The sequence below is a fragment of the Streptomyces sp. NPDC056161 genome (assembly GCF_042268025.1).
Classification (GTDB): Bacteria; Actinomycetota; Actinomycetes; order Streptomycetales; family Streptomycetaceae; genus Streptomyces.
In genome coordinates this window covers 1-16,985 of the sequence record NZ_JBHJUV010000102.1, presented here as the reverse complement: position 1 = coordinate 16,985, position 16,985 = coordinate 1, and the positions used below count along the sequence as shown (strand labels likewise).

The 16,985-nt window shown below is 71.7% G+C and carries 20 protein-coding genes; 15 read left to right on the top strand and 5 right to left on the bottom strand.

The genetic code is table 11. The annotated features are described in order from the left end of the window. Positions 1-60 precede the first annotated feature (60 nt). Together ACFC09_RS44535 and ACFC09_RS44530 are read left to right on the top strand one after the other, a co-directional pair. Positions 61-381, top strand: coding sequence for a hypothetical protein (locus ACFC09_RS44535; RefSeq protein WP_376538646.1), 321 nt, complete (start codon positions 61-63; stop codon positions 379-381). A 471-nt stretch (positions 382-852) separates the two neighbouring features. Beyond that, a complete protein-coding gene (locus ACFC09_RS44530) occupies positions 853-1,962 on the top strand; it encodes an amidohydrolase family protein (protein ID WP_376538644.1) in 1,110 nt (369 codons plus the stop codon). A 135-nt stretch (positions 1,963-2,097) separates the two neighbouring features. Here the strand turns inward: ACFC09_RS44530 and ACFC09_RS44525 are convergent, their stop codons facing one another. From ACFC09_RS44525 to ACFC09_RS44510, 4 genes are all read right to left on the bottom strand, one after another. Beyond that, on the bottom strand, positions 2,098-3,108 hold the full coding sequence (locus tag ACFC09_RS44525; protein WP_376538642.1) for a heme A synthase: 1,011 nt from the start codon (positions 3,106-3,108) through the stop codon (positions 2,098-2,100). A gap of 156 nt (positions 3,109-3,264) precedes the next feature. Then, positions 3,265-3,990, bottom strand: a complete 726-nt coding sequence (locus ACFC09_RS44520) for an ABC transporter permease (protein ID WP_376538652.1) — start codon at positions 3,988-3,990, stop codon at positions 3,265-3,267. Between the two features lie 53 nt (positions 3,991-4,043). Beyond that, entirely contained in the window at positions 4,044-4,967 is a 924-nt protein-coding gene (locus ACFC09_RS44515; RefSeq protein WP_376538640.1) for an ABC transporter ATP-binding protein, read from the bottom strand. A gap of 61 nt (positions 4,968-5,028) precedes the next feature. After that, positions 5,029-5,817 carry an aminoglycoside N(3)-acetyltransferase gene (locus tag ACFC09_RS44510; RefSeq protein ID WP_376538638.1) on the bottom strand — a complete coding sequence of 263 codons (789 nt, stop codon included), beginning with the start codon at positions 5,815-5,817 and terminating at the stop codon, positions 5,029-5,031. Between the two features lie 173 nt (positions 5,818-5,990). Between ACFC09_RS44510 and ACFC09_RS44505 the strand changes: the two genes are divergently transcribed. The 11 genes from ACFC09_RS44505 to dapD all read left to right on the top strand — a co-directional run bounded on the left by ACFC09_RS44505 (position 5,991) and on the right by dapD (position 14,785). Further along, a complete protein-coding gene (locus tag ACFC09_RS44505) occupies positions 5,991-6,755 on the top strand; it encodes a helix-turn-helix transcriptional regulator (protein WP_376538636.1) in 765 nt (254 codons plus the stop codon). Then, complete coding sequence (sufB, locus tag ACFC09_RS44500) at positions 6,752-8,173, top strand: Fe-S cluster assembly protein SufB (RefSeq protein ID WP_376538634.1); 1,422 nt, start codon at positions 6,752-6,754, stop codon at positions 8,171-8,173. The genes ACFC09_RS44505 and sufB overlap by 4 nt, the downstream gene beginning before the upstream one ends. A 57-nt stretch (positions 8,174-8,230) precedes the next feature. Then, on the top strand, positions 8,231-9,451 hold the full coding sequence (gene sufD / locus ACFC09_RS44495) for a Fe-S cluster assembly protein SufD (protein WP_376538650.1): 1,221 nt from the start codon (positions 8,231-8,233) through the stop codon (positions 9,449-9,451). Continuing rightward, positions 9,448-9,783: a non-heme iron oxygenase ferredoxin subunit gene (locus ACFC09_RS44490; protein WP_376538632.1), complete on the top strand. Its 336-nt coding sequence runs from the start codon at positions 9,448-9,450 to the stop codon at positions 9,781-9,783. Before sufD ends, ACFC09_RS44490 begins: the two co-directional genes overlap by 4 nt. Before the next feature lie 7 nt (positions 9,784-9,790). Continuing rightward, positions 9,791-10,582, top strand: a complete 792-nt coding sequence (gene sufC / locus ACFC09_RS44485; RefSeq protein WP_376538630.1) for a Fe-S cluster assembly ATPase SufC — start codon at positions 9,791-9,793, stop codon at positions 10,580-10,582. Next, complete coding sequence (locus ACFC09_RS44480; RefSeq protein ID WP_376538628.1) at positions 10,579-11,835, top strand: cysteine desulfurase; 1,257 nt, start codon at positions 10,579-10,581, stop codon at positions 11,833-11,835. The genes sufC and ACFC09_RS44480 overlap by 4 nt, the downstream gene beginning before the upstream one ends. A gap of 11 nt (positions 11,836-11,846) precedes the next feature. Next, entirely contained in the window at positions 11,847-12,314 is a 468-nt protein-coding gene (gene sufU / locus ACFC09_RS44475; protein ID WP_376538648.1) for a Fe-S cluster assembly sulfur transfer protein SufU, read from the top strand. Next, the gene (locus ACFC09_RS44470) at positions 12,311-12,646 is read left to right on the top strand and encodes a metal-sulfur cluster assembly factor (RefSeq protein ID WP_376538626.1); all 336 of its coding nucleotides are present in this window, start codon (positions 12,311-12,313) and stop codon (positions 12,644-12,646) included. Before sufU ends, ACFC09_RS44470 begins: the two co-directional genes overlap by 4 nt. 152 nt (positions 12,647-12,798) lie before the next feature. Next, positions 12,799-13,119, top strand: coding sequence for a DMT family transporter (locus tag ACFC09_RS44465; protein WP_376538624.1), 321 nt, complete (start codon positions 12,799-12,801; stop codon positions 13,117-13,119). Beyond that, positions 13,119-13,655 (top strand): TetR/AcrR family transcriptional regulator, encoded by a 537-nt coding sequence (locus ACFC09_RS44460; protein ID WP_376538622.1) that lies wholly within the window; start codon positions 13,119-13,121, stop codon positions 13,653-13,655. Before ACFC09_RS44465 ends, ACFC09_RS44460 begins: the two co-directional genes overlap by 1 nt. A 140-nt stretch (positions 13,656-13,795) precedes the next feature. Then, the gene (gene dapD / locus ACFC09_RS44455; protein ID WP_376538620.1) at positions 13,796-14,785 is read left to right on the top strand and encodes a 2,3,4,5-tetrahydropyridine-2,6-dicarboxylate N-succinyltransferase; all 990 of its coding nucleotides are present in this window, start codon (positions 13,796-13,798) and stop codon (positions 14,783-14,785) included. Between the two features lie 199 nt (positions 14,786-14,984). Here dapD and dapA read toward each other — a convergent pair whose 3' ends face one another. Further along, complete coding sequence (gene dapA / locus ACFC09_RS44450) at positions 14,985-15,899, bottom strand: 4-hydroxy-tetrahydrodipicolinate synthase (protein ID WP_376538618.1); 915 nt, start codon at positions 15,897-15,899, stop codon at positions 14,985-14,987. Between the two features lie 172 nt (positions 15,900-16,071). Between dapA and ACFC09_RS44445 the strand changes: the two genes are divergently transcribed. Both ACFC09_RS44445 and ACFC09_RS44440 read left to right on the top strand, forming a co-directional pair. Next, a complete protein-coding gene (locus ACFC09_RS44445; protein WP_376538616.1) occupies positions 16,072-16,218 on the top strand; it encodes a hypothetical protein in 147 nt (48 codons plus the stop codon). After that, entirely contained in the window at positions 16,215-16,937 is a 723-nt protein-coding gene (locus tag ACFC09_RS44440; protein ID WP_376538614.1) for a hypothetical protein, read from the top strand. The genes ACFC09_RS44445 and ACFC09_RS44440 overlap by 4 nt, the downstream gene beginning before the upstream one ends. Positions 16,938-16,985 lie beyond the last annotated feature (48 nt).

The window sequence follows — 16,985 nt, the reverse complement described above, 5'->3', positions numbered from 1 at the left end:
GGTCAAGACCACGCACCCCGTCCGTCGCCGTTCGGCATACCCGTCGGTAGCATCCTGACCATGGCAGACACGCAACAGGTTGACCCGCGGGCCGAACGCACGGCGGCGCGGCTCGCCAAGCACATCGGCGCTTTCTCCCGGGCGCACGGCGGTGCCGAGGGCCAGGTGGCCTACCTCGGCGAGCGCGGTGCCCGCATCGTGCTCGTCGGCGCGGACGGCGTCTGGGGCGACCTGGTCGCCCCCTCGTACGCCGTCGCCGAGCAGGCCGTCGAGCGGGCGAAGATCACCGTTCACGAGTCCTTCGACGGCGAGTTCGCGGCCAAGGTGCGGACCGGTCCGTACGAGTGGAAGCGGATGGCCGGCATCCAGCTGGGCGGCTGACGGCTCGACCCGGAAGGTCCCGGGGCGCGCAGAAGCGCGCGGAGAACCCGGGACCGGGCGGTCGCGGGACGGCGCACGCCGGAGCTTCTCCGGCGCCGAGCGCGCCGCCGGGCAGCCGACCGGCCACCCCGGCCGATCACGGGGGCCGCGCACTCAACCGTCGCCCGTCGCCCGTCGCCCGTCGCCCGTCGCCCGTCGCCCGGCGCTGTCGCCCGCCGACGACCGACGGATCGAGCGATCCGCTCTCGCCGCCGCCGCGCACGGTGAACCAGGAGGTCGGACGGCCGCCGCGGGCCCGTGTCCGCCGTCATCCCGCGCCCCACCCCCGGCCTGTTCCTCCCGCATCCCTCCCGCATTCCTCCCGCATTCCTCACCCCTCCCTCGCTCCCGTCCTCCCCTGGACCGCGACCTGACGCCCCGCTCACCCGTTAGGACGGGTGAGACAGCGCAGCGTCCACACGGGGAGCCCGGATGATCGACACGCCGTCCCTGGTGGACCAGTACTGTCACGGCGTGCTCCGCGCCGAACTGGGCCTGGGCACCTTCGAGGCCCAGCTCGCCCGTACCGAGGGCCCGCCCGCCCCCGGCACCACACTCTTCGACACACAGACCGGCTTCGCCGTCCGCCGCTGGTGCCCCCCGCTGCTCGGCCTCGAACCGCACTGCCGGCCCGCGCGCTACCTCGCCCGGCGCCGGGAACTCGGCGTCCTGGAAGCGGGCCGCAGACTGCTGCGAGGCAGCGGCATCACCACGTACCTGGTCGACACGGGACTCGCCGGCGACCTCACGGGCCCCGCCGAGATGGCGTCCGCGGGCGCCGCCGAGGCCCGTGAGATCGTGCGCCTGGAACTCCTCGCCGAGCAGGTCGCCGACACTTCCGGCACCGTCGAGTCCTTCCTCGCCAACCTCGCCGAGTCGGTCCACGGGGCCGCCGCGAACGCCGTCGCCTTCACCTCCGTGGCGGGCGTGCGGCACGGCCTCGCGCTCGCGCCGGAGCCCCCCGGGCCAGGCGAGGTGCGCGGGGCCGCCGGACGCTGGCTCTCCGGGCGCCGGGTCGGCGGGGAACTGAGCGACCCGGTGCTGCTGCGCCACCTGCTGTGGATCGCGGTCGCCTCGGGCCTGCCGCTCCAGTTGCACGCCGGGCTCGGTGAGCCGCGCTCGCGCATCGACCGTACGGACCCGGTGCTGCTCACCGACTTCGTACGGGCGACGGCCGGCCTCGGCACGGACCTGGTGCTGCTGCACGGCTATCCGTACCACCGGCACGCCGCCCACCTCGCGGGCGTCTTCCCGCATGTGTACGCCGACTCCGGCGCCGCGCTGGTCCGCACCGGCGCCCGCGCGGCCGACGTGCTCGCGGAGATCCTGGAGCTGGCCCCGTTCGGCAAGATCCTCTTCTCCAGCGGCGCGCACGGGCTGCCCGAACTGCACGTCGTGGGCGCCCGGCTGTTCCGCGAGGCCCTCGGCCGGGTGCTGGGCGACTGGGTGGCCGAGGGCGCGTGGTCGCTGGAGGACGCGCGACGGGTCGCGCGGCTGATCGCGGCGGAGAACGCGCGCCGGATCTACGGTCTGGGGGCCTGAGGCGTCGTACGGCGCGGGTGCCGCGCCCGCGTCATCCGGCCGCGGTCATCCGCATCAGGCCGCAGTGGTCCGCCCGCGCCGTCCGCATGCACGCACGCGTGCGGACGACACCCGTGCACGCGCGCGTGCGCCCCTTCACGCGCGCGTGGCGACCGGCGTCTCCACCGAGGGGCTGGGCACCTCGGCCGTCGCTTCCGGACGCTCCCGCAGTGACAGCAGCACCCGCAGTACCCAGATCCACATCACACAGGAGCCGAGCATGTGCGCGGCCACGAGGCCCTCGGGAAGGTGCGTGGCGTACTGGATGTATCCGATGGCGCCCTGGCACAGCAGTACGACGAACAGTTCGCGGGTGCGGTGCAGCGGGCCCTTGGGCGCGTCGACCGCCTTGAGGATGAACCACAGGGCGAAGGTCAGCGTCACCACGATCCACGCGAACACGGAGTGCAGCTTGGCGACGGCCTCCCAGCTGACGTGGATGCGCTCGACCTCGCCGGAGTCACCCGGGTGCGGCCCGGCCCCGGTCACCACCGTGCCGACGGTGACGAGCAGGCCGGACGCGACCACCAGGAACCACACCAACTGCTGCACGGCCTTGCCGACCAGCGGACGGGGCTCCCCGTCGCCCTCACGGGTGCGCTGCCACATCAGCACGGCGACCGTGATGAGGGCGGTCGCCAGCAGGAAGTGGGCCGCGACCGTGTACGGGTTGAGGCCGACGAGCACCACGATGCCGCCGAGCACCGCGTTGCCCATCACGAGCCAGAACTGCGCCCAGCCCAGTCGGGTCAGGCCGCGCCGGTACGGCTTCTCGGACCGGGCGGCGATGATCGCCCAGCCGACCGCCGCGCACAGCACGTACGTCAGCATGCGGTTCCCGAACTCGATGGCGCTGTGATAGCTCAGCGCGTCCGTCGGCGTCAGCGAGCCGTCGGTGCACTGGGGCCAGGTCGGGCAGCCCAGGCCGGAGCCGGTCAACCGGACGGCACCGCCGGTGACCACGATGACCACCGACATGACGAGCGCGGTGAGCGCCGCCCGGCGGACCGTTCGAGGGGTCGGGGTCCAGTGGGCCGCGATGAGGGCGAGCGGGTTGCGCACGGCCGCAGCGGCATCGGCGCGGGTCAGCTTTGGCACGCGCACCATCGTAGGGGGCCCGCTTGTGCACGCGTTCACGAGGGTCCGCCCTCCGGCCGTCCGGCACCCCGCCCCGACCGTACGCGGGGGGCGCCCGCAAGGCGTACCCGCGGACCGCGCGCCGCCGGTCCTCCCGGCCGCGGGCTCACCCCCAGCGGAAGACGCTCACTCCCAGCGGAAGAACCGCCCGGCCAGGGCCAGCCCCACGACCGACCACCCGGCGAGGATCCCCAGGTCGCCCCAGGGCATGGCGGCCCCGTGCTGGAGCACGTCCCGCAGCCCGTCCGAGAGGGCCGTCACCGGCAGCAGGGCGAGCACGTCCTGGGCGCCGGAGGGGAACTTGTCCAGCGGGACGATCACGCCACCGCCGACGAGCAGCAGCAGGAACACCAGGTTCGCGGCGGCCAGTGTCGCCTCCGCCTTCAGCGTGCCCGCCATCAGCAGCCCGAGCCCCGAGAAGGCGGCCGTGCCGAGGACCAGCAGGAGCAGCACGGCGGCCACGGCGCCCGCCCCGCCGTGCGGCGACCAGCCCAGGGCGAAGGCGATGACCGTCAGCAGCACCACCTGGAGCACCTCGGTGACCAGCACGGACACGGTCTTCGCGGTCATCAGCCCCCAGCGCGGCAGCGGCGAGGACGCGAGCCGCTTCAGCACGCCGTAGCGCCGCTCGAACCCCGTCGCGATGGCCTGCCCGGTGAACGCCGTCGACAGCACGGCGAGCGCCAGGATGCCGGGCGTGAGGAAGTCCACCGCCTTGCCCGCGCCGGTGTCCACGATGTCCACGGAGCCGAACAGCACCAGGAGCAGCGCCGGGATCACGATCGTCAGCAGCAGCTGCTCGCCGTTGCGCAGCAGCATCCGGGTCTCGAACGCGGCCTGGGCCGCGATCATGCGGAGGAGGGGGGCCGCGCCGGGCGCGGGGGTGTAGGTGCCCACGGTGGTGGTCACGAGCGCAACTCCTTGCCCGTCAGTTCCAGGAAGACGTCTTCGAGGGTGTGCCGTTCGACGGAGATCCGGTCCGGCATCACCCCGTGCTGGGCGCACCAGGAGGTCACCGTCGCCAGCAGTTGCGGGTCGACCTTGCCGATGACCCGGTAGGAGCCCGGCGTCAGCTCGGCGGCGGAGCAGTCCGCCGGGAGCGCCTTCAGCAGGGAACTCACGTCGAGGCCCGGCCGGCCGGTGAAGCGCAGCGTGTTCTCGGCGCCGCCGCGGCACAGCTCGTCGGGGGAGCCCTGTGCGATGACCCGCCCGGCGTCGATGACGGCGACGTCGTCGGCGAGCCGCTCGGCCTCCTCCATGTAGTGCGTCGTGAGGATCACGGAGACGCCGTCGGCACGCAGGTCCCCGATCAGGTCCCAGGTGGCGTGGCGGGCCTGCGGGTCGAGCCCGGCCGTCGGCTCGTCCAGGAAGACCAGCTCCGGTCGTCCCACGACGGCCATGGCGAGCGCGAGCCGCTGCTGCTGCCCGCCGGACAGACGCCGGTACGTGGTCCGTCCGCAGCCGCCCAGCCCCAGCCGCTCGACGAGCGCGGGCACGTCCAGCGGACGGGCGTGCAGGGCGGCCACGTGGCGCAGCATCTCCTCGGCGCGGGCACCGGAGTAGACGCCGCCGGACTGGAGCATGACACCGATGCGGGGGCGCAGCTCGGCGGAGTCCCGCACCGGGTCGAGGCCCAGGACGCGCACCGTCCCGGCGTCCGGTCTCCGGTACCCCTCGCAGGTCTCGATGGTGGTCGTCTTGCCCGCGCCGTTGGGACCCAGTACGGCGGTCACCCCCGCCCCGGCCACCAGATCGAGGCCGTCCACCGCGGTCTTCGTGCCGTACCGCTTCACCAAGGTCTGCACCTGGACCACGGGCTCACTTCGCATGGCTCCAGAGTCTAGGTACGCCACCCGGCGTTCAGACCGGCGGGTACGGGAACCAGTGCCTCTACTCCTCGCGGGGCCGGTGCACCGGCAGCCACCGCTCGGCGTACGCCACGGCGTCCGCCAGCGGGAACAGCCGCGCGTCCGCGCCGCCCACCCGGCCCCGTACGACGGGCCGGTCCCGCTCGAAGTCGTGGCCCAGTTCCGCGAAGCGGTCCGAGCTGATCGACACCTCGACGATCCGTTCCCAGCCGTTCGGACCGGGCCGGCCCACTTCGACCAGCGGCCCGGGGATCCGGTATTCGGCCAGGTGGAAGGCGGTGCAGCTGTCGTAGCCGACGCCGAGCAGCAGCACCCGTGCGCCGAGCCGCTCCAGCCGGGCCAGCGGGCTGGCCCCGCCGAGGCGGCAGTCGGTGGCGTGCCCGGCGGTGATCTCGGCCGCGTGCGGGCCCAGGGCGGCGAAGGAGGTCTGCGGGTGCGCGCTGCGCAGCGCGCCCGGCCAGGTCCGTACCGTCTCCGGGATCACGCCGACCATGCGGGTGGGGGTGGTCCGCGGGTCGTACGGGGGCATCGTGGCCCGGATCGTCTCCCACCACTCCTCGGGCACCGGCGGGTCCCGCCACACGGCGGGGTCGCTGAGGTCGCCGGACTGGGTGGGGACCACGAGGGTGCCGTCCGGGCCGAGGGCGTCGAGCAGGCCCTGGACCACCGCGACGGCGCCGCCGCACACCCAGCCGAGCGAGCTGAGCGAGGAGTGCGTCAGAAGGATCTCGCCGGGTTCGACGCCGAGGGCGCGCAGCCGGTCCGAGACGGTGGCGCGGGTGACGAGCGGGCCGGTCGGGATGGTGGGCATGGCCCGGGAGTCTGCCGGACGCGGGGGCGCGGCACCATCGGAATTCGCCGCTCGATGATCGATCAGACGATCTTTCCGCAGGTCGGATTAGGTAAACCTAAGTGATCCAGGGCACCGTCCGGTTGGCGGGACGCGGCTTGTCAGTCTCCGGGGAATTACGCAACAATGGCGTTGTGAAAAACGTCGGCGAGGCTCGGGTGACCCCCCAGGGGACCCCTCAGGAGGAGCTCGCGGCCGGACTGCGCTCGGACCGTTCCACGCGCAACCGGGTCGCGCGGTCCATCCTGGACCACGGCCCGTCGACCGTCGCCGAGCTGGCCGGACGGCTGGAACTCACCCAGGCCGCCGTGCGCCGGCATCTGGACGCGCTGGTCGCCGACGACGTGGTCGAGGCGCGCGAGCAGCGGGTGTACGGGGCGCGTGGTCGGGGCCGTCCGGCCAAGGTCTTCGCGCTCACCGACTGCGGCCGCGACGCCTTCGACCAGTCGTACGACAAGCTCGCCGCGGACGCGCTGCGCTGGATCGCGGAGCGGGAGGGCGGCCCGGAGGCGGTCGCCGCCTTCGCCCGCGCCCGGATCGCCGCCCAGGCGGGCGTCTACCGCAAGGCGATCGAGGCGGTCACCCCCGACAAGCGCGCCGAAGCCCTCGCCAGGGCCCTGAGCGTGGACGGGTACGCTGCTACGGCGCGCAGCGCGCCGGTCGGCGAACAGCTCTGCCAGCACCACTGCCCGGTCGCACACGTCGCCGAGCAGTTCCCGCAGTTGTGCGAGGCGGAGACGGAGATCTTCGCCGAGCTGCTCGGAACGCACGTCCAGCGGCTGGCGACCATCGCCCACGGCGACGGCGTCTGCACCACGTTCATCCCCAAGATCTCCGACGTCCATCCCCAAGATTTCACTGACGCATCTGCAAGCACGGCCGGGAGGAACCCCGCATGACTCTCCCCACGGAGACTGCCCACCCCGAACTTGAGGGACTGGGCACGTACGAATACGGCTGGGCCGACTCCGACGTGGCCGGTGCCGCAGCGAAGCGCGGCCTGAACGAGGACGTGGTCCGGGACATCTCGGCGAAGAAGTCCGAGCCGGAGTGGATGACCAAGCTGCGCCTCAAGGGCCTCCGGCTGTTCGAGAAGAAGCCCATGCCGAACTGGGGCTCGGACCTGTCGGGCATCGACTTCGACAACATCAAGTACTTCGTGCGCTCCACGGAGAAGCAGGCGGAGTCCTGGGAGGACCTGCCCGCGGACATCAAGAACACGTACGACAAGCTGGGCATCCCGGAGGCGGAGAAGCAGCGCCTGGTGGCCGGTGTCGCCGCCCAGTACGAGTCGGAGGTCGTCTACCACCAGATCCGCGAGGACCTGGAGGAGCAGGGCGTCATCTTCCTGGACACCGACACCGCGCTGAAGGAGCACCCGGACCTCTTCAAGGAGTACTTCGGGACCGTCATCCCGGCCGGTGACAACAAGTTCGCCTCCCTGAACACGGCCGTGTGGTCGGGCGGCTCCTTCATCTACGTGCCGCCGGGCGTGCACGTCGAGATTCCGCTCCAGGCGTACTTCCGCATCAACACGGAGAACATGGGCCAGTTCGAGCGGACCCTGATCATCGTCGACGAGGGTGCCTACGTGCACTACGTCGAGGGCTGCACGGCACCGATCTACAAGTCGGACTCGCTGCACTCCGCGGTCGTCGAGATCATCGTCAAGAAGAACGCCCGCTGCCGCTACACGACCATCCAGAACTGGTCGAACAACGTCTACAACCTGGTCACCAAGCGCGCCGTGGCCTACGAGGGCGCGACCATGGAGTGGATCGACGGCAACATCGGCTCCAAGGTGACGATGAAGTACCCGGCCGTCTACCTGATGGGCGAGCACGCCAAGGGCGAGACCCTCTCCATCGCCTTCGCGGGCGAGGGCCAGCACCAGGACGCGGGCGCCAAGATGGTCCACATGGCGCCGAACACGTCGTCCAACATCGTCTCCAAGTCGGTGGCGCGCGGCGGCGGCCGGACGTCGTACCGCGGCCTCATCGAGATCGGCGAGGGAGCCCCGGGCGCCAAGTCGAACGTGCTCTGCGACGCGCTGCTCGTCGACACGATCTCCCGGTCCGACACGTACCCGTACGTCGACGTCCGTGAGGACGACGTCTCCATGGGCCACGAGGCGACCGTCTCCAAGGTCTCCGAGGACCAGCTGTTCTACCTGATGAGCCGCGGCATGTCCGAATTCGAGGCGATGGCGATGATCGTGCGCGGCTTCGTCGAGCCGATCGCCAAGGAACTGCCCATGGAGTACGCGCTGGAGCTCAACCGGCTGATCGAGCTGCAGATGGAGGGCGCGGTCGGCTGACGCCGCCGTACCCCGTCGAGCAGCCCCACACATGAGAAAGCGAGCATGACGACAGCCATGGCTGAGGTCCACAACGCCCCGAACTCCTCGACCCCGTCCGGACCGGGGGGACCCCCACCGGTCGGTTCGACCACCGCGGGTGCGATCGCGGTGGCCGCCGAGTCGACCGTCGCCACGCGCATGAGCGCGCCGCCCTCCTTCGACGTGGCGGACTTCCCCGTGCCGCACGGACGCGAGGAGGAGTGGCGCTTCACCCCGCTGGCGCGGCTGCGCGGGCTGCACGACGGCAGCGCGGTCGCCTCCGGCGGCCTGAAGTCCGACGCACAGATCCCCGAGGGCGTCGTCGTCGAGACCGTCGGTCGCGACGACCCGCGGCTCGGCAGGGCCGGCACCCCGGTGGACCGGGTCGCCGCCCAGGCGTACTCGTCGTTCGAGAGCGCCGTCGTGATCACGGTCCCCAAGGAGACGGTGATCGGCGACCCGATCCGCATCGGCGTGCACGGCGAGGGCGGGGTCGTCTACGGCCACACGGTCGTCGAGCTGGGCGCCTTCGCCGAGGCCGTCATCGTCTTCGACCACACCGGTGACGCCGTGCTCGCCGCCAACGTCGACTACGTCCTGGGCGACGGCGCCAAGCTGACCGTCGTGTCCGTCCAGGACTGGGGCGCGGAGGCCGTGCACGTCGCCCAGCACAACGCCCTGGTCGGCCGGGACGCCTCCTTCAAGTCGGTCGTCGTGACCTTCGGCGGCGACGTCGTCCGGCTGCACCCGCGCGTGACCTACGCCGGTCCGGGCGGCGAGGCCGAGCTGTTCGGCCTGTACCTGACCGACGCGGGCCAGCACCAGGAGCACCGCCTCTTCGTCGACCACAACGCCCCGCACTGCAAGTCGAACGTCGCCTACAAGGGCGCGCTCCAGGGCGACGAGGCGCACGCGGTGTGGATCGGCGACGTCCTGATCGAGGCCAGGGCCGAGGGCACCGACACCTACGAGATGAACCGGAACCTGGTCCTCACCGACGGCGCCCGCGTCGACTCGGTGCCGAACCTGGAGATCGAGACCGGTGAGATCGTCGGCGCCGGCCACGCCTCCGCCACCGGCCGCTTCGACGACGAGCAGCTGTTCTACCTGATGGCCCGCGGCATCCCGGAGCACGAGGCCCGCCGTCTCGTGGTCCGCGGCTTCTTCGCCGAGCTGGTCCAGCAGATCGGCGTCCTGGATGTCGAGGAGCGGCTGCTCGCGAAGATCGAAGAGGAGCTGGAGGCGTCGGTCGCATGACCATCACCGAGCATGGCGGTTTCGTCCGGGCCTGCGGGCTCAGCGAACTGTCGGACGGCACCCCGAAGCGGGTCGAGCTCGACGGCACGCCGGTCTCGGTCGTGAAGACCGAGGGCGAGGTGTTCGCGATCTACGACATCTGCTCGCACGCGAACGTCTCGCTCTCCGAGGGCGAGGTGGAGGACTGCCAGATCGAGTGCTGGCTGCACGGCTCCACCTTCGACCTGCGCACCGGCAAGCCGTCCGGCCTCCCCGCGACGCGACCCGTCCCCGTATACCCCGTAAAGATCGAAGGGGACGACGTGCTCGTCTCCCTCACCCAGGAGTCCTGAGGCACCCATGGCAACGCTTGAAATCCGAGACCTGCACGTCACCGTCGAGGCCGACAACGCCACGAAGGAGATCCTCAAGGGCGTCGACCTCACCGTGAAGCAGGGCGAGACGCACGCCATCATGGGCCCCAACGGCTCGGGCAAGTCGACCCTCGCCTACTCGCTCGCGGGTCACCCCAAGTACACGGTCACCGGCGGCAGCGTGCTGCTCGACGGCGAGGACGTGCTGGAGATGACCGTCGACGAACGCGCCCGCGCGGGCCTGTTCCTGGCGATGCAGTACCCGGTCGAGGTCCCCGGCGTCTCGGTCTCCAACTTCCTGCGCACCTCCGCCACCGCGATCCGCGGCGAGGCACCCAAGCTGCGCACCTGGGTGAAGGAGGTCAAGGAGACCATGGAGCGGCTGCACATGGACCCGTCCTTCGCCGAGCGCAACGTGAACGAGGGTTTCTCCGGCGGTGAGAAGAAGCGCCACGAGATCCTCCAGCTCGAACTGCTCAAGCCGAAGATCGCGATCCTCGACGAGACGGACTCGGGCCTGGACGTCGACGCCCTGCGGATCGTCTCGGAGGGCGTGAACCGGGTCCGGGAGACCGGCGAGGTCGGCACCCTGCTGATCACGCACTACACGCGCATCCTGCGCTACATCAAGCCCGACCACGTCCATGTCTTCGCCGACGGCCGGATCGCCGAGTCCGGCGGCCCGGAGCTGGCGGACAAGCTGGAGAACGAGGGCTACGAGGCTTATGTGAAGGCCGGCTCCGCGAGCGGAGCGAACTCGGAGGAGGACGTCGCGTGACACAGCTGCCGGGCCTCCTCGACACCGAGGCGATCCGCAAGGACTTCCCCATCCTGGACCGTCTGGTCCACGACGGTCAGAAGCTCGTGTACCTGGACAACGCGGCGACCTCGCAGAAACCGCGCCAGGTGCTGGACGCCCTGAGCGAGTACTACGAGCGCTACAACGCCAACGTCCACCGCGGTGTGCATGTGCTCGCCGAGGAGGCCACGGCGCTGTACGAGGGCGCTCGGGACAAGGTCGCCACGTTCATCAACGCGCCCAGCCGGGACGAGGTGATCTTCACCAAGAACGCCTCCGAGTCGCTGAACCTCGTGGCGAACATGCTCGGCTGGGCCGACGAGCCCTACCGGGTGGACCACGACACCGAGATCGTCATCACCGAGATGGAGCACCACTCCAACATCGTCCCGTGGCAGCTGCTGTCGCAGCGCACGGGCGCGAAGCTGAAGTGGTTCGGCCTCACCGACGACGGCCGGCTGGACCTGTCGAACATCGACGAGATCATCACGGAGAAGACGAAGATCGTCTCCTTCGTGCTGGTCTCCAACATCCTGGGCACGGTCAACCCGGTCGAGGCGATAGTGCGCCGCGCCCAGGAGGTCGGCGCCCTGGTCTGCATCGACGCCTCCCAGGCCGCCCCGCACATGCCCTTGGACGTGCAGGCGCTACAGGCCGACTTCGTCGCCTTCACCGGGCACAAGATGTGCGGCCCGACCGGCATCGGCGTGCTGTGGGGCCGCCAGGAACTGCTGGAGGACCTGCCTCCGTTCCTCGGCGGCGGCGAGATGATCGAGACGGTGTCGATGCACTCGTCGACCTACGCCCCCGCCCCGCACAAGTTCGAGGCGGGCACCCCGCCGATCGCGCAGGCGGTCGGCCTCGGTGCGGCGATCGACTATCTCGACGCGATCGGCATGGACCGGATCCTGGCTCATGAGCACGCGCTCACCGCGTACGCGGTGAAGCGGCTGGGTGAGGTCCCGGACCTGCGGATCATCGGCCCGACCACGGCCGAGGACCGTGGCGCGGCCATCTCCTTCACACTGGGTGACATCCACCCGCACGACGTGGGGCAGGTCCTCGACGAGCGCGGCATCGCGGTGCGCGTCGGACACCACTGTGCCCGCCCCGTCTGCCTCCGCTACGGAATTCCCGCGACCACGCGAGCGTCGTTCTATCTGTACTCCACGCCGGCCGAGATCGACGCTCTGGTCGACGGTCTGGAGCACGTACGGAACTTCTTCGGCTGAAGGGCGTGCAGGTGAAACTGGACTCCATGTACCAGGAAGTCATCCTGGACCACTACAAGAACCCGCACGGGCGTGGTCTGAGGGATGGCGACGCCGAGGTGCACCATGTGAACCCGACGTGCGGTGACGAGATCACCCTTCGCGTGAAGTACGACGGAACGACGATCGAGGACGTCTCGTACGAGGGGCAGGGCTGCTCGATCAGCCAGGCTTCGGCGTCCGTGCTGAGCGACCTCCTCGTCGGCAAGGAACTGGCCGAGGCACAGAAGATCCAGGAGACCTTCCTGGAGTTGATGCAGTCCAAGGGCCGGGTCGAGCCCGACGACGCGATGGAGGACATCCTGGAGGACGCGGTCGCGTTCGCCGGTGTCTCCAAGTACCCGGCCCGGGTCAAGTGCGCCCTCCTGAGCTGGATGGCGTGGAAGGACGCGACGGCCCAGGCGCTGGGCGGAGCCGACGCCGAAAGGAAGACGGCATGAGCGACACCGTGGAGATGCAGCCGGTCTCGGAGGAGGAACTCCGCGAGGCCCTGATGGACGTCGTCGACCCCGAACTGGGCATCGACGTCGTCAACCTGGGCCTGATCTACGGCATCCACATCGACGAGTCGGCCAACATCGCCACCGTCGACATGACCCTGACGTCGGCGGCCTGTCCGCTCACGGACGTCATCGAGGACCAGGCGAAGTCCGCCACCGACGGCCTCGTCGACGAGCTGCGGATCAACTGGGTCTGGATGCCGCCGTGGGGCCCCGACAAGATCACGGACGACGGCCGGGAGCAGCTGAGGGCGCTCGGGTTCAACGTGTGAGTCGCGTTCCGCGCGAGTCCTGACGGCGGCACCCCTCGGGGTGCCGCCGTTCGCATGCGCAGGAGGCGCCTTCCGGCACGGGTGCCGGGGCCGCTTTCCGGTTCGCGGGGCCCGGTGTCCGGTCGGACCGGCCGTTATGTACGCTCGTACACATGGGGTATCTGCTGCTCTCCGGAGCCATCGCGGCCGAGGTGGCCGCCACGACCGCGATGAAGTACAGCGACGGTTTCAGCAAGCCGGGGCCCGCGCTGCTGACCGCTCTCGGCTACGTCGTCTCCTTCGTCCTGCTCGCCCGGACACTGAAGACCCTGTCCATCGGCACCGCCTACGCGATCTGGTCCGGAGTGGGCACCGCGACCATGGCGGTGCTCGGGCTGCTGCTGTTCGGGGAGGGGCTGAACGCGCTGAAGATCGCCGGACTGGTGCTGATAGTCGGCGGCGTGGTGGTCCTCAACCTGGGCGGCGCGCACTGATGGCCCGGCGGCACGACCCCGGCCGGCGGCAACGGATCATCGACGCCGCGATCCGGGTCGTCGGGCACCGGGGCATCGCCGGGCTGAGCCACCGGACCGTCGCGGCCGAGGCGGACGTCCCGCTCGGCTCCACGACGTACCACTTCGCCACTCTCGACGAACTGCTGGTCGCCGCGTTGCGGCAGGCCAACGAGGGATTCGCCGAGGTGCTCGACGGCAGCGGCGTGCTGGACGATCCCCACGGCGACCTCGCTGCCGGGCTCGCCCGGGTGCTGGGGGAGTGGCTGGGCGGCGAGCGCACGGGCGTCGAGTTGGAGTACGAGTTGTATCTGGCGGCCCTGCGGCGCCCCGCGCTGCGGCCCGTCGCCGCGGAGTGGACGGACGAGACGGCGCGGCGGCTGGCCGGGCGGACCGACCCGGTGACCGCCCGGGCCCTGCTCGCCCTGCTGGACGGCATCTGCCTCCAAGTGCTGCTGACCGGCGGGGAGTACGACGAGGCGTACGCGCGGGAGGTGCTGGCGCGGGTGATTCCCTGACGCCCGACAGCACCGGCAACGCGTGGTTCGCAGGGGGACGGCCCTCTCGCGGCGCCGCGCGGGTGGTGTGCGCGGACCGGCACCCGAGACGGCGCGGCACCGGTTCGCCCGCGCGGCCCCGGCCACGTTAGGTTGCCCTCATGACCGACACGACTGGTTCTCGCACCACCGGCGCCGTGGCCGCCGGCCTCGCCACCGTAGCCGCCGACGGCACCGTCCTCGACACCTGGTTCCCGGCGCCCGAACTGGCCGCCGAACCCGGCCCGTCCGGTACCGAGAGGCTGTCGGCCGAGCAGGCCGTGCAACTGCTCGGCGAGGGCGCCGCGAAGGCCGTCGGCCCCGACGCGCGCCGCAACGTCGAGGTGGTGGCGGTCCGCACGGTCATCTCCTCCCTCGACGCGAAGCCGATCGACGCGCACGACGTCTACCTGCGGCTGCACCTGCTCTCGCACCGCCTGGTCAGGCCGCACGGGCAGAGCCTGGACGGCATCTTCGGCTTCCTCGCCAACGTCGCCTGGACCTCGCTCGGCCCGGTCGCCGTCGACGACGTCGAGCAGGTGCGGCTCAACGCCCGCGCCGAGGGCCTGCACCTCCAGGTGACGTCGGTCGACAAGTTCCCGCGCATGACGGACTACGTGGCGCCCAAGGGCGTCCGCATCGCCGACGCCGACCGGGTGCGCCTCGGCGCCCATCTCGCCGACGGCACCACGGTCATGCACGAGGGCTTCGTCAACTTCAACGCGGGCACCCTGGGCACCTCCATGGTCGAGGGCCGCATCTCCGCGGGCGTCGTGGTCGGCGACGGTTCGGACATCGGCGGTGGTGCCTCCACCATGGGCACGCTGTCCGGCGGCGGCAACGTGATCATTTCCATCGGGGAGCGCTGCCTGATCGGCGCCGAGGCGGGCGTCGGCATCGCCCTCGGCGACGAGTGCGTCGTCGAGGCCGGCCTGTACGTCACCGCGGGCACCCGCGTGACCATGCCCGACGGCCAGATCGTCAAGGCCCGCGAACTCTCCGGCGCCTCCCACATCCTCTTCCGCCGCAACTCGGTCACCGGCGTCGTCGAGGCCCGCCCGAACAACGCGGTCTGGGGCGGCCTCAACGACATCCTGCACAGCCACAACTGACCGCTGACGTCCGTCAGTCACCGCGCGGCCTGCCCAGGCCCCCCGCGGTGACGGGGCGCGCGGGTCGGACGGCCTTCAGCACGGCCACGCGACCGGTCCACCACGGGGCCGGTCGCGTGGTGGGTCGTGTGCTCGGTGCACCGTGTGGCCGGTCGCGCGGCCGGTGCACCGGATGGCCGGTGCACCCGGCGGAGGCCGTTCAGGGGTTTTGCCCGGCTCCCGTCAACTCCGCGTGGAGCGCCAGCAGTCGCGCCGTGGCCGCACGGTCGGCCGGGCGCAGCGGCGGGCGTACCGGACCGGCGGGGAGGCCGAGCGCGTTCAGCAGGGCCTTGGCGGTGACCGCGCCGGGCAGGCCCGCCGCCGTCATCGCCTCGATCAGGGGTGTGGCGCGCAACTGGAGCCGGGCCGCGCGAGCCGGGTCGCCCGCGTCGAACGCCGCCAGGATGCCCGCGACATGGCCCGGTACGACGTTCGCCACCGTGCTGACACAGCCGACCGCGCCCACCGCGTACAGGGCGAGGATGTGCTCGTCGCTGCCCGCGTAGTACGCCAGATCCGTGCGTGCCAGCACCTTCTGGGTAGCGAGGAGGTCGTCGGAGCAGTCCTTGACCGACACGATCCGCGGATGGTCGGCGAGCCGGATCAGCGTCTCGGGCTCGATGCGGATGCCGGTGCGGGCCGGGATGTCGTACAGCATCACGGGCAGCCCGCTCGCGTCCGCGACCGCCCGGAAGTGTGCCTGAAGCGCGTCCTGCGGGGGTCTGCTGTAGTAGGGCGTCACGACCAGCGCGCCGTCCGCGCCCGCCTTCTCCGCGGCCCGGATCAGCTCGACGCTGTGCCGGGTGTCGGCGGTGCCGACGCCCGCTACCAGCGAGGCCCGCGGCCCCACGGCATCCCGCACGGCCCGGACCAGATCCGCCTGCTCGGCGTCGGTGAGGGTCGGCGACTCGCCCGTCGTCCCGCCCAGCACCAGTCCGTCGCAGCCCTCCGCCACCAGCCGCTCGGCCAGCAGCCCGGCGCCGCCGAGGTCGGGCGCGCCCGACCTGGTGAACGGCGTGACCATGGCGCAGAGGGTGCGGCCGAAGGGGGCCGAAGGCTTGCCGGAGTTCGTCATGGGTCCAGTCTCGGCAGCCCAACGGTGAAGCTCCACTTAATTCTTCTATGGGGTACGCATAAGCATTGCTGTTGAGTGGCTGAAGTGCGCGTCCTGTCGCCCGGTGTCCGATTCGGCTCCTTGTGGGTCACCATGGTGCGAACGGTCACCTACGGCAGTCATGGGAGGCACCATGAAGCTCGGCAAGGCACTGGCCACCGGAGTCGCGCAGGAACAGCCGCTCGACCAGCAAGAGAGCCCCGAACGTCCCGAGGAGACCACCGCGCGGACCGCCGAACCGCAGGCACCCGCGCCCGAAGAGGTGCCGGCCGCCCGATGAGGCTGCGGCTCCCCGCGGAACGCCCGACGGAGCCGCCGACCGGATACAAGATCGCCCACCCGGTGCTGTCCCAGGACGGCACCCGGGTCGGGTTCACCGGTGTGTCGCTGGGCGGAGCGCTGCCGTACGGGGTGCTCGACGGTGCCGCCTGCGTCTACGGCAGGCGGCACCGCCCGCCCGCGCGGCTGTGCGACTGCGGTTTCCACTGCGTGCACGAGCGGCCGGCCGCCGAGGCGCTGCTGTGCGTCGCGGAAAACCGGGCGGCGATGCTCCTGGAGGTGTCGGTCCTCGGCGCCTACATCCGCTTCGAACGCGGTTTCCGTTACGCCCGGCAGCGGGTGCGTACGGCGACCGTCGGCCCGTGCGCCTGCGGGGCGCGCCCCGTGGCGCTGGCCGACGCCGGCTGGGGGCGCCCCGGCTGGCGCGCCCTGGCGCCCGCCTGCGCGGGCTGTGTACGGGCCCGTACGTCCGTCTCGCTCGCCGGGTTCGCCCGGCTGGCCGGTGACGGTCTGCGGGTGTCGGCGGAGGGGACCGGGGCGCCGCCCGGCGGCCGGGCCGCCGACGGGCGCGGCGGGCCGGCCGGGGCCCGCGTCCCCGAGGGCTTCGGCGTCCCGGAGCTGGTCGCCGAGGCCGCCCTGTTGCAGGCCCGCCTCGACTGGTTCCAGACCCAGCTGGCCCGGCTCGGCGACCGGGGCACCGAGGAGGGTGCCGGGAGCTGAACCGATCGCCCTGGCCGGACGGCCGGCCCCGCGGCGCCGCCACGGGGC